This is a genomic window from Phenylobacterium sp. GW821-FHT12F10, from assembly GCF_058806695.1.
In genome coordinates, this window is sequence record NZ_JBXAPY010000001.1 from 735,304 (window position 1) to 747,511 (window position 12,208).

Annotated in this window: 11 protein-coding genes; 4 read left to right on the forward strand and 7 right to left on the reverse strand. The window is 69.1% G+C overall.

The genetic code is table 11. The annotated features are described in order from the left end of the window. Positions 1-26 precede the first annotated feature (26 nt). The 4 genes from AC1RN5_RS03665 to AC1RN5_RS03680 form a co-directional block, all read right to left on the reverse strand. Positions 27-806 (reverse strand): class I SAM-dependent methyltransferase, encoded by a 780-nt coding sequence (locus AC1RN5_RS03665; RefSeq protein WP_493039901.1) that lies wholly within the window; start codon positions 804-806, stop codon positions 27-29. A 78-nt stretch (positions 807-884) separates the two neighbouring features. Next, entirely contained in the window at positions 885-1,976 is a 1,092-nt protein-coding gene (locus AC1RN5_RS03670) for a DegT/DnrJ/EryC1/StrS family aminotransferase (RefSeq protein ID WP_493039902.1), read from the reverse strand. After that, positions 1,973-2,368: a sugar 3,4-ketoisomerase gene (locus AC1RN5_RS03675; RefSeq protein WP_493039903.1), complete on the reverse strand. Its 396-nt coding sequence runs from the start codon at positions 2,366-2,368 to the stop codon at positions 1,973-1,975. Before AC1RN5_RS03675 ends, AC1RN5_RS03670 begins: the two co-directional genes overlap by 4 nt. 57 nt (positions 2,369-2,425) lie before the next feature. Continuing rightward, positions 2,426-3,895: a glycosyltransferase family protein gene (locus AC1RN5_RS03680; RefSeq protein WP_493039904.1), complete on the reverse strand. Its 1,470-nt coding sequence runs from the start codon at positions 3,893-3,895 to the stop codon at positions 2,426-2,428. Positions 3,896-4,062: 167 nt separating this feature from the next. Between AC1RN5_RS03680 and AC1RN5_RS03685 the strand changes: the two genes are divergently transcribed. The 3 genes from AC1RN5_RS03685 (at position 4,063) to alaS (ending at position 9,066) form a co-directional block, all read left to right on the forward strand. Beyond that, positions 4,063-4,929 carry an enoyl-CoA hydratase-related protein gene (locus AC1RN5_RS03685; protein WP_493039905.1) on the forward strand — a complete coding sequence of 289 codons (867 nt, stop codon included), beginning with the start codon at positions 4,063-4,065 and terminating at the stop codon, positions 4,927-4,929. A 146-nt stretch (positions 4,930-5,075) separates the two neighbouring features. Further along, positions 5,076-6,146, forward strand: a complete 1,071-nt coding sequence (gene recA, locus AC1RN5_RS03690) for a recombinase RecA (protein WP_493039906.1) — start codon at positions 5,076-5,078, stop codon at positions 6,144-6,146. Between the two features lie 280 nt (positions 6,147-6,426). Continuing rightward, a complete protein-coding gene (alaS, locus tag AC1RN5_RS03695; protein ID WP_493039907.1) occupies positions 6,427-9,066 on the forward strand; it encodes an alanine--tRNA ligase in 2,640 nt (879 codons plus the stop codon). A gap of 132 nt (positions 9,067-9,198) precedes the next feature. On the opposite strand, the gene AC1RN5_RS03700 is transcribed toward alaS, so the two are convergent. The 3 genes from AC1RN5_RS03700 to AC1RN5_RS03710 all read right to left on the reverse strand — a co-directional run bounded on the left by AC1RN5_RS03700 (position 9,199) and on the right by AC1RN5_RS03710 (position 11,217). Beyond that, positions 9,199-10,128: a hypothetical protein gene (locus AC1RN5_RS03700; RefSeq protein WP_493039908.1), complete on the reverse strand. Its 930-nt coding sequence runs from the start codon at positions 10,126-10,128 to the stop codon at positions 9,199-9,201. A 71-nt stretch (positions 10,129-10,199) separates the two neighbouring features. Continuing rightward, on the reverse strand, positions 10,200-10,583 hold the full coding sequence (locus tag AC1RN5_RS03705; RefSeq protein ID WP_493039909.1) for a VOC family protein: 384 nt from the start codon (positions 10,581-10,583) through the stop codon (positions 10,200-10,202). Between the two features lie 58 nt (positions 10,584-10,641). Next, positions 10,642-11,217, reverse strand: a complete 576-nt coding sequence (locus AC1RN5_RS03710) for a DUF2939 domain-containing protein (RefSeq protein ID WP_493039910.1) — start codon at positions 11,215-11,217, stop codon at positions 10,642-10,644. Between the two features lie 172 nt (positions 11,218-11,389). Here AC1RN5_RS03710 and AC1RN5_RS03715 point away from each other — a divergent pair, with 172 nt between their 5' ends. Continuing rightward, entirely contained in the window at positions 11,390-12,205 is an 816-nt protein-coding gene (locus AC1RN5_RS03715; protein WP_493039911.1) for an SDR family NAD(P)-dependent oxidoreductase, read from the forward strand. Positions 12,206-12,208: the final 3 nt, after the last annotated feature.

Consider the following 12,208-nt stretch of genomic DNA (forward strand, 5'->3'; position numbering starts at 1 on the left):
CGACCGAGTCTAGCCGTGAGCGTGGGTCAAGGGCGAACGATCAACAAATCTTCGCGGCGATTGGCAAAGGGCAGGGCCGAGGCTTGCGGCAGCAGGTAGGCATGGAAGCCCGCCATTCGCGCTCGCATCAGCAGCCCGAGCGCCAGCCCATCATCGATGCGATCAGAGGGCGAGGTGAAGGGTGGAACCTGGGGCGGCTCTTTGGTGCGCATATAGGCGCGATGGTAAACGGCCCCGGCCTCGCTCGCCAGGAAGCGGCGTAGCATGGAGACGTTGGGAATGTCCCCCAGCAGCAGCTGGCCGCCGGGCTTCAGCAGCGCCAGGGCGGCGTCGACGAAGGCGAATGGGTTGGCGTCGACAATGACGATCTGCAGGACACTGTAGATTAGGATCGCGTCGAAACCCGCGGGCGCGAGGGCCGTGATCTTCGCCGCGTCATCGGGAAACCTGCCCTCGACTCGCCACACGGCACTGGACGCGGGCAGGTGATCCAGCATGGCCTTGTGGTCGACCAGGACCACCCGCTGACCCAGGCGCTCGGCCTGAGCGATCAGCCGCCGGGGAAGCTCCCCGCAACCGGGGCCAATGTCGAGGATGGCGCCCGGCCGCGAGAAAGCGGGCAACTTGCCGAGGATGTCGTTCCAGATCGCGTCGCCGAACCCTTCGCGGAGAGCGTCAGGAAAGCCGATCTTCTCGTGCTCGGATAGGGTCGCGTCTTCCGCCAGGTCCTTGAAGCGATCGAATCCGAAGGCCGCGAAGCGTTCGGTCTCCTTCTTCCCATCCAGGGCGCTGGGATCGGCAGTCACGTCATTGCACTCTCGCAGGCGATTGACGCGTCACTATAGAGGCCATTCGCCGGGCAGGAAGTCGGCATTCGTCGTGCGCTACGGATGCGCCCGAATCGCGCCGGCCACCCTTTCAACGCCCTCTGGAGGCATCGCCGGCCATAGAGGCAGCGAAAGCACCTCGTCGGAAAGGGCCTCGGCCAGCGGGAAGTCGCCGCGCCGGAAGCCGCGGTGGGCGAAGGCCGCCTGCAGGTGGCAGGCGATGGGGTAGTGGATCAGGGTCTCGATTCCGGCGGCCTTCAGACCAGCCTGGAGCCGGTCGCGGTCGCCGGTGCGGACGACGTAGAGATGATAGACGTGGCAGGCCCAGTCGGCCTCGGAGGGGGTCTTCAGGTTCGCGTCGGCCAGGGCCCTGTCGTAGGCCGCCGCCAGGGCTCGCCGGCGGTCGTTGGCGGCGTCGAGCCTGGGCAGGAAGACCCGCAGGAAGGCCGCCTGGAGTTCGTCGAGCCGGGAGTTCACCCCCAGGATCTCGTGCGCGTACTTGCGGTCCGAGCCGTAGTTGCGCAGGCGTCGCAGGCGCGCGGCCAAGGCCGGATCGTCGGTGGTGACTGCCCCGCCGTCCCCCAGGGCTCCGAGGTTCTTGGTGGGATAGAAGCTGAAGGCAGTGGCGTGGGCGGTCGCGCCCACCCGTCGGTCGCGATAGGCCGCGCCGTGGCTCTGGGCGGCGTCCTCCAGCACGAACAGTCCGTGTCGTGCGGCCAGCGCCATCAGGGGATCGAGGTCGGCGGGGTGGCCGTAGAGGGAGACCGGCAGGATGGCGACGGTCCTGGTCGTCACCGCCGCGGCGCAGCCGGCGGGGTCAAGGGTGTAGGTGAGGGGATCGACCTCTACCGGGACCGGGACGGCGCCTAGTGCCTCCACGGCCATCCAGGTGGCCGCGAAGGTGTGGGACGGCACGATCACCTCGCCGCCGGCGCCCACGCCGGCGGCGCGCAGTGTCAGGGTCAGAGCGTCCAGGCCACTGCCCACGCCCACGCACTCGCCTGCGCCGCAATAGGCGGCGAACTCGGCCTCGAAGGCCGCCAATTCCGGCCCCAGGATCATCCAGCCGGAGTCCATCACCCGGGTGTAGGCGCCGTCGAGTCGAGCCCTCAGGTCCGGATCGCGCAGATTGAGGTCGAAGAACTTCATGGTCGCGCGCGGACGAGGAAGGCGTCGAAGTCGCGGATGTAGTCGGCTTCGTCATAGGGGGTCGAGGCCAGGACCAGGCAGACTGAGCCGGAGGAGAAGTTGTCGATCTCGCGCCACTGCATGGGGCCGATATGCAGGCCGACATGAGGGCGGTTGAGGGTCACCCGCTCCTCGGAGGTCCCGTCGTGCAGGCGGATGTCGAAGCTTCCCGAGACCGCGATCAGGAGCTGGTGCAGGACCTTGTGCGCATGGCCCGCACGCACCGAGCCGCTGGGGACATCATAGAGATAGTAGACGCGGGCGATGTCGAAGGGGACGTGGGTCTGAGACTCGATGAAGGCCAGATTGCCCCGCGGATCGGAGACCACCGGAAGATTGATGAAGTTCGCCAAGGCCATCTCCTGCGCCGCCTGCGAAATGGCTGGCGCTGCCGCGCCAAGTCAACCGTTTCAGGCCAGCGCCTGCGCCAGGCCCGGCAGGCGGGCGATGACGCCGGCGTTCAGCGCCTCGCGGCGGTCCCAGAGTTCGCGATACCAGGCCCGGCGGTCGGCGACCTGGTGGGCGAACATGCGCTCGGTCCGGACATAGTCCCAGGCGTTGCGCGCCATGGCCTGGCGGGCGGGCTCGTCGCGCAGGGCGCCGGCCAGCAGGGGCGCCCAATCCTTCAACTGGCGGGCGATGAGGCCGGTCCGCCCGTGGGCGATGGTCGCGGCGTAGATGGTGGGGGAGGCCAGCGTCACCACGCCGCGACCGGCGGCGTCCAGGAACTTGGCGTCGCTCTTGGTGTCCTCATAGAGCTTGCCCTCCACCGGAGAGAGGGAGACCGCGCAGCCGCCCATCAGGTCCAGATAGTCGCCATAGGGCAGGTGGTCGTGGAACGTCTTGTTGCCGGTGGGCAGGGCTTCGAACACCTCGCGGTCGCCGGCCACGACGAACTCCACCTCCGGGAATTCCTCCGCCACCGGCGCGAGAGAGGCGGCCACGCGCACGGCGAACCGGCCCCGCGAGAGGGCGCCGTAGAACACCCGTCGGGGCGCCGGACCCGCCGGGAAGGGCGGCAGCTCGAAGACCGCGTTCGCGAACACCTTCACCACCGGATGGTGTTTGGACAGCACCCGGGCGAGCGGCTCGGTGGAGGTCTGGATGGCGTGGGGAAAGCCGTAGGTCAGCCAATCGGCGGGCGTCAATTTGCGGCCGGCGACGGCGGCCAGCAGGGCCGGATGGTCGTCGATCTCCAGCACCGGGACCCAGCCGCGGCGGATGCTGTTGGCGGTGGCGGCGCGCCAGGCCTCCAGCGAGGGCAGGGCCGGGCGTTGCAGGATCAGGATCTTGGGGGTCTCAGGCGGCAGGGGCAGGAGCTGAACCGGCGCTCCGCCATAGGCCACGACCAGCTCCGGATCGCCGCGCAGGCCGTGGGCGGGCAGGCGGGTGCGGATGTCCATCAGGCGCGGGGCGAAGGCGGCGCTCTGCACCACCAGGGGCTCGGGCGGCGGGGGGCCGTCACGCTTCTGGACCACCAGCAGCAGGTCGCGGTCGGAAATCTCGCCCAGGGCGGCCGGGTCGCGGCGCGGCGCCAGGTCGTTGAAGTGGTCGTCGCCGGGAACCAGGAACTGCAGCTTGGCGATCCGGAAGCCGTCCCCCAGGGCCGCGAGGACCGCGGCCACCCGGGGTCCCGATCGCGAGGCCGCCACCAGATAGCCGCCCGGCTCGACGACCGCGGCGGCGGCGGCGATGTCCTGCGGCGCCCCTTCGTCCAGATCGGCCATCACCAGGACATCGGCCGCCTCGCCGTCCGCGACGAAGGCCGCCTGCGGATTGCGGGCCAGGTAGTCGTCCTCGAAGGCCGCGCGGCCGGGTCCCACATAGGCCAGTCGCCGGGCGGTCAGCGGCGTGCGGCCGGCGAGCAGCTGGAAGGACATACGGGCTCCGGACCGCGCGGCCCACAATGGCCCCGCCGCCGAAGTCTAGAAGCCTTTGGCCGAGCCGGACAAGCCGCTCCCGCCCCTTGGCCAGGCGCGTGAACGCCGCTTGCCTGACGTGGGCGTCACCCGCCTAGCCTTCCGCCAAAGCCTTAGGGAGGCGACCCATGTCCAGGACCTACGAGCACATCCTCTGTGACGTCTCAGAGGGGATCATGCAGATCACCCTCAACCGGCCCGACAAGCTCAACGCCTATACCGCCATCATGGGCGCCGAGCTGGCCGACGCCTTCGATCGGGCCGACGGGGACGACGCCGTCCGGGTGGTGCTGGTGACCGGGGCGGGGCGGGGCTTCTGCGCCGGGGCCGACATGTCGGCCGGCGCGGGCGCCTTCGACACCACCTCGGCGGAGGGCTCGGCCGCCTTCGGGGACGTCTCCAAGGCCGGGCGCTCGGGCGGGTCGGGGATGGTGGGGGCGGTCTATGAGTGCCGCAAACCCTCCATCGCCGCCTTCAACGGTTCGGCGGTGGGGGTGGGCCTGACCCTCACCCTGCCCATGGACATCCGCATCGCCGCCGACACGGCGAAGTTCGGCTTCGTCTTCGCCCGCCGGGGCCTGGTGCCCGAGGCCGGCAGCGCCTGGTTCCTGCCCCGGCTGGTGGGAATCACCCAGGCCCTGCGCTGGTGCCTGGACGGGGCGCTGTTCTCCGCCGCCGAGGCGCTGAAGGGCGGGCTGGTGAGCGAGGTCACCACGCCGGAGGACCTGCTGCCCCGCGCGCGCGCGATCGCCCGCTCCATCGCCGACAACACCGCCCCGGTGTCGGTGGCCCTGACCCGCCAGATGCTGTGGCGGCTGTCGGAGGCGGCCTCGCCCTACGACACCCTGAAGGTGGACGGTCCCCTGGCCATGGCGCTCGGGACCGGGCCCGACGTGCGCGAGGGCGTGGCGGCCTTCCTGGAGAAACGGCCGCCGGCCTTCACGGGCAAGGTCTCCACCGACATGCCGCGGGGCTATCCCTGGTGGCCGCGCTGACGGCGCTGCCTACGTCAATTCCGGACGCATAGGCGAAAAAGAACATCTTGTGAACGGAGAACAAACTAAGTACACCTGAGTCCGGCGGCGGGGAGAGCGATCTACCCCACCGGGTTGGCGGAATCATGGGATAGGGAGTGCTTGGTATGGCGTCTCAAACGGCATTGAAGCTCGTGGCACGAGAAGACGGTGACAAGCAGCGCGCGCTGGAAGCAGCGATGGCGCAGATCGATCGGGCCTTCGGCAAGGGCTCGGTGATGAAGCTTGGCGACAAGAGCCACATGGAGATCGAGTCGGTCTCCACGGGGTCCTTGGGCCTGGATATCGCGCTCGGCATCGGCGGCCTGCCCAAGGGGCGGATCGTGGAGATCTACGGGCCGGAAAGCTCGGGCAAGACGACCCTGGCCCTGCACGTGGTGGCCGAGGTCCAGAAGGCCGGCGGCACCGCGGCCTTCGTGGACGCCGAGCACGCGCTGGACCCCTCCTACGCCAACAAGCTGGGCGTGAACCTGGATGAACTGCTGGTCTCCCAGCCGGACACCGGCGAACAGGCCCTCGAGATCACCGACACCCTGGTGCGCTCCGGCGCGGTGGACATCGTGGTCATCGACTCCGTGGCGGCCCTGACCCCGCGGGCGGAAATCGAGGGCGAGATGGGCGACAGCCTGCCCGGCCTCCAGGCCCGCCTGATGAGCCAGGCCCTGCGCAAGCTGACCGCCTCGATCTCCAAGACCCACACCCTGGTGATCTTCATCAACCAGATCCGCATGAAGATCGGGGTGATGTACGGCAGCCCGGAAACCACCACCGGCGGCAACGCGCTGAAGTTCTACGCCTCGGTCCGCCTGGACATCCGCCGCACCGGCTCGGTGAAGATCCGCGACGAGATCATGGGCAACAACGTCCGTGTGAAGGTGGTGAAGAACAAGGTGGCCCCGCCGTTCCGCGAGGTCGAGTTCGACATCATGTACGGCGAGGGCATTTCCAAGCTGGGCGAGATCATCGACCTGGGGGTCAAGGCCGGGGTCATCGAGAAGTCCGGCTCCTGGTTCTCCTGGAACAGCCAGCGCATCGGCCAGGGCCGCGACAATGTCCGCGAATTCCTGAAGGCCAATCCCGACATCGCCGACCAGATCGAAAAGCAGGTCCGCGGCGCCAAGGAAGTCATCCAGGAAGAGCTCCTGGTGGGTCCCACGGCGGGCGAAGACGAGGAATAGGCCGGTGGCCGGCCGGCGGGCCTGAGCGTCCGCCGCCGCAGCTGTCCGCAGGTTCAAGTGAACGGCCGCTTTGGCCCCCTGACATCGCCGTCGCGCCCCCGCCAACCCGCGCGGCTGGCGCGAAGGGGCTGAACCCCGCACGGTCGTTCACGAAGAGAAGGACGCTTGGACCCAGGTCCGGGCGTCCTTTTTCTTTGCGGGGGCGTCCAAGTCTCGTAAACGAACGCCGATGTCGCAGCGCAACACGCGCCCCAACTTTCAAGTTTAAGCGTCTAGAGCCATGCCGAGCCTGAACGAAATCCGCAGCGCCTTCCTGGGCTACTTCGAGAAGAATGATCACCTGATCATTCCGTCGGCTCCGCTCGTGCCGCAGAACGACCCGACCCTGCTGTTCGTCAACGCCGGGATGGTGCCCTTCAAGAACTACTTCACCGGCGCCGAGACCCCGCCCGCGCCGCGCGCGGCCTCGTCCCAGAAGTCGGTGCGCGCCGGCGGCAAGCACAACGACCTGGACAATGTCGGCTACACCGCCCGCCACCACACCTTCTTCGAGATGCTGGGGAACTTCTCCTTCGGCGACTACTTCAAGGCCGGCGCCATCGAGCACGCCTGGACCCTGCTGACCCAGGAATTCAAGATCCCGGCCGAGAAGCTGCTGGTGACGGTCTACCACACCGACACCGAGGCGGCCGACCTGTGGAAGAAGATCGCCGGCCTGCCCGACGAGAAGATCATCCGCATCTCCACCAGCGACAATTTCTGGTCGATGGGCGACACCGGCCCCTGCGGTCCATGCTCGGAGATCTTCTACGACCACGGCGCCCACATCCCCGGCGGTCCCCCCGGCAGCCCGGACGAGGATGGCGACCGGTTCGTGGAGATCTGGAACCTGGTCTTCATGCAGTTCGAGCAGTTCGCCGACGGCACGCGCAAGCCCCTGCCCAAGCCTCAGATCGACACCGGCATGGGCTTGGAACGCATCGCCGCGGTGCTGCAGGGCGTGCACGACAACTACGACATCGACCTGTTCCGCACCCTGATCGCGGCGTCCAAGTCCCTGGTGGCCGGCGGCTCCAATGGCCCCTCGCACCGGGTGATCGCCGACCACCTGCGCTCCACCAGCTTCCTGATCGCCGACGGGGTTTCGCCCTCCAACGAGGGCCGCGGCTATGTCCTGCGCCGGATCATGCGCCGGGCCATGCGCCACGCCCACCTGCTGGGGGCCGAGGAACCCCTGATGCACCGCCTGGCGCCCGTGCTGATCGCCGAGATGGGGGGCGCCTATCCCGAGCTGCGCCGCGCCGAGCCGGTGATCGTCGAGACCCTGCGCCAGGAGGAGGAACGCTTCCGCCGCACCCTGGGCCGCGGCATGGCCCTGCTGGACGAGGCGACGGCGAAGATGAGCGAGGGCGGCGTGCTCTCGGGCGAGACCGCCTTCAAGCTCTACGACACCTACGGCTTCCCCGTGGACCTCACCCAGGACGCGGTGCGCAGCAAGGGCATGACCGTGGACATGGAGGGCTTCGAGGCCGCCATGAACCAGCAGCGCGCCCAGGCCCGCGAAGCCTGGACCGGCTCGGGCCAGGCCTCGGCCGCCGGGGAGTGGTTCGCCATCCGCGAGCGCCTGGGGGCCACGGTCTTCATGGGCTACGACACGGTCGAGGCCACCGCCGAACTGCTCGCTCTGGTGGCCGACGGCGCCGAGATCGACGAGGCCAAGGCCGGCCAGACCGTCCAGGCCCTGTTCGACCGCACCCCCTTCTACGCCGAGAGCGGCGGCCAGGCCGGCGACGTCGGCGAGGCCGAGTGGGAGGGCGGCAAGGGCCGTGTCATCGACACCCAGAAGCAGGCCGGCGATCTGCACGTCCATATCCTGGAGATCACCCAGGGCGTCCTGGCCAATGGGACGCGAGTGCGCTTGGCTGTGGACGCCGAGCGGCGCCTGACCACGCGGTCCAACCACTCCGCCGCCCACCTGCTGCACGCGGCCCTGCGCAACGTGCTGGGCCCCCACGTCTCCCAGAAGGGTCAGATGGTGGACGGCGAGCGGCTGCGCTTCGACTTCAGCCACGGCGGCCCGCTGACGGCGGCCGAGCTCGACGCCATCGAAACCGAGGTCAATGCTGTGATCCGCCAGAACCTGCCGGCGGTCACCAAGGTGATGGCCCCGGAAGAGGCCATCGAGGCCGGCGCCATGGCCCTGTTCGGCGAGAAGTACGGCGACAGCGTCCGGGTCCTGGCCCTGGGCAAGGCCCTGGAGGGCGAGGGCGACTATTCGGTGGAGCTGTGCGGCGGCACCCACGTCTCGCGCACCGGCGACATCGCCCTGTTCAAGATCGTTTCCGAAGGGGGCGTGGCCGCCGGCATCCGGCGGATCGAGGCCCTGACCGGCGAGTCCGCGCGCCGCTACCTCAACGACCAGGCGTCCGTCGCCAAGGCCCTGGCTGACCAGTTCAAGACCCCGGTGGCCGAGGTTCTGGCCCGGGTCGACGCCCTCGACGCCCAGCGCCGCAAGCTGGAGAAGGACCTGGCCGACGCCAAGCGCCAGCTCGCCATGGGCGGCGGCGGCTCGGGCGGCGAGGCCGCGGCCATCGAGGAGATCGCCGGCACCAAGTTCATGGCCCGCGTCATGGACGGGGTCGGCGGCAAGGATCTGCGGCCCATCGTCGAGGAGTACCGCAAGCAGGTGCCCGACGGCGTCATCGCCATGGTGGGCGTGGCCGAGGGCAAGGCCGCCATCGCCGTGGCGGTGATGGGTTCGGCGGCGGCGAAGTTCAACGCCGCGGAACTGGCCAAGGCCGCCGTGATCGCCATGGGCGGCCAGGGCGCCGGCGGCCGTCCGGACTTCGCCCAGGGCGGGGCTCCGGATGGGTCCAAGGCGGCCGAGGGGATCTCGGCGGTGAAGGCGGCGCTGGGCTAGCTTGTCCCCGGTGTCATCCCGGTTTCCGCGCAGCGGAAGACCGGGACCCATACGCATATCCTGAGAGCCCCGCGCATCTAGGTCCCGGACAAGCCCTGCGGGCTTTCCGGGATGACACCTTGGGGCTGACTCCTACCGCGCCTGGCAGGTGACCTTGTTCATCGGGAAGGTCACAGCCTTGCGGCTGGCCTCGGTGTCGTAGAGGAATCCGCTGTCGTCCGGCAGCAGGGCGATGGCCTCCTGCTGGGCCAGCGGCGGGGCGCGGAAGATCGAGACGTTCTGGCCCGGGATCAGCGTCTCGGGGACCCCATCGGCCAGGTCGAAGCCCAGCTCCACCACCGCCATATAGGTCAGCAGCACCGCGCGCTTGCCGTCGCGGCTGATGTCCAGGCCGGTGGGGATCCAGCCGTAGAACGGCAGGTCGGAGAGCAACTGCGGCAGGTTCAGTTCGCCCACCTTGGTGAAGACCTGGACCCCCTGTGTCTGGCGCAGCTGGTTGGCGGTGAGCCTGTAGACCGAGGCCGGCCCCGGCCGGGTCATCTGCTTGTCCACCGGCTTGGTCACCACGAAGAGGTCGCCGTCGGGGTGGACAGCGAAGGCTTCCACATTGTGCGGGCCGTCGGGGTAGCGGGCGCGGACCACCCGCAGGGGCGTCTCGGTCTCGGCGAACACCTTCTTCTCCGGCAGGATCGTGAAGGCCACCTCCGAGCGGGCGCCGGCATTGTCGCCGGTGTCGCCGAGATAGAGGCAGGTCTTAGATCCGCAGGGCCCGAGCGACATCTCCTCGATATCTGAGGGCTTGGGCCCCTTGAGGTTCACCACCTGCAGGTTTCCCCCGGCCATGTCGGTGATGAAGAACCGCAGGTCGTCGCCGGAATCGTTGTTGTGGTAGAGGCGGCCGGGATAGGCCCGCGACGCCTCCAGGCCGCTGGCCTCGTCGATGGGCTTGGCGGCGATGGAGGCGACCAGGACCGGCGCGCTCCAGGCCTTGCAGACCCCGGCCTGGGCGGGCAGCGGCAGGGTCGCCATCAGGGCGCAGGCGAGGGCGGCGACGGCGCGCATGGCGGGACTCCAGGTTGCATTCGAAGCCGCCACGATCGGGCCACGCGCCGCCCCGGTCAAGCCGCCGCGCCCTAGCCCGGCTTGGTGAAGATGCAGAGCTTGTTGCCGGTCAGGTCGCGGACATAGGCGCCGTAGAAGCTGGTGGAGTCGGCGGGGCGCGGTCCGGGAGCGCCCTCATCCGCCCCGCCCTGGGCCAGGGCGGCGTCATAGGCGGCCTGCACGGCGTCCTTGGAGGGGGCCAGGAAGGCCAGCATGATCCCGTTGCCCGGCCGGGCCGGCTCGCCGTCGAAGGGCGGGCAGAGGAAGACGTTGGCGTCGCCGTCCTTGGGGCCGTAGCCGGCCCAGCCGCCGTCCAGGAAGGCGCGGTGATAACCGATGGCGCCGAGCACCGCATCGTAGAACGGCAGGGCGGCCGCTACATCCAGAGCGCCGATGGTGACGTATCCGATGGTCATGGAATTCTCCCTCTCAAGCTGGCGGCGAGCCTAGCAGAGCGAGAGAACAAAACAAGAACTAAGGTTGCTTCTCGTCGTCCGCGGGCAGGCGGATCTGCACCAGTTTCCACTCGAACCAGCCGCGGCGCTGGAAGGTGAAGACCGTCTCGCGCTCGGGCTTGTCCGGCGTGCGGACCACGAAGCGGGAGCGGTTGGGGCCCCAGTAACGCAGGGACGGCCAAGGCTCCCTGGCCGCGGCCATCAGCTGGTCGGGCAGGGCGGCCGGCGCCGGCGGCTCCGGAGGCGCCTTGCCGGGCTCGTAGCCGCGGGTCAGGGCGTGCAGGCCCTCGACGCTGACATAGCGCTCGACGGCCGGCGGCGGCGGGGTCAGGGGCTCGAGCGCCCGCTTCATGGCGCCGATGGGATCGGTCCAGATGGTGGGGGCCGGCGCCGTGGGGGCGTTGGGGGTGGGGCCCAGCTGGGTCTTCAGGGTGGCGCGCACGGCGTTGTAATCCACCAGCTCGGCCAGACCCTGGACGTCGCCGTCGCGGGAATCGGCCTTCAGCGCGCGGAAGGCGAACCAGGGCGCGGCCACGAAGGCCGCGGCCGCCCCCAGCAGCAGGACCAGGATCAGGTTGAAGATGGTCCGCCACATGGGCTTGAGCCTCGCTGAAGTCGCTCGATGATTAACATGCACGCGCGGGCTGGCGAGAGGTTCCTCCCAGGAGGCGAGCCCTGGCGCCATTCCGGCGCTTGCGCGTGACCCTCAACGGCGCGAGGCTTGGGAATTGTTTGAACCATAAAAAGCCCAGGGAGGGCGCTATTTCATGTCGGCGAGCATCAACCCCAATGGAAATCTGAAGGGCAAGGTCGCCCTGGTCACCGGCGCCAGCCGCGGCATCGGCGAGGCCATCGCCGCCCGCCTGGCCATGGAGGGCGCCAAGGTCGTGGTCTCGGCCCGCACCGCCCAGGACGGCGAGAGCCGCCTGCCCGGCACCCTGATGGAGACCGTGGAACGCATCAAGAAGGCCGGCGGCGAAGCCACCTTCATCAAGGCCGACCTGGCCCAGTCCATCGAGCGCGAGCGCCTGGTGGAGGAGACGGTGGCTGCGTACGGCCCCATCGACATCCTGATCAACAACGCCGCCATCACCTATTTCATGCCGGTGGTGGAGTTCACCGAGAAGCGCTTCAAGCTGATGATGGAGGTGCAGGTCTACGCGCCCTTCCACCTGTCGCAACTGGTCCTGCCCTCGATGATCGCGCGCAAGACCGGGCACATCGTCAACATCTCCTCGCCGGCCGGCATCCATCCGCAGAAGCCCTATCGCGGCGGCCGCGGCGGCACGGTCTACGGCCTGTGCAAGGCCGCCCTGGAACGCTTCACGACGGGCCTCGCCTCCGAGGTCTATGAGGACAACATCGCCGTCAACGTGGTGTCGCCGGGCCTGGTGGACACGCCCGGCGTGGCGGTGCATGGCCTGATCAACGAGGCCACCAAGGATCGGGTCCAGCCCATCGAGTACATCGCCGAGGCGGTCTACCAGCTGGCCAGCGGCGATCCCAAAACCATGACCGGCCGCGTCGACTATGCCGAGCCGCTGCTGAAGGAGCTGAACCTCAAGCCTTCCGAACTGGTCTGAGGC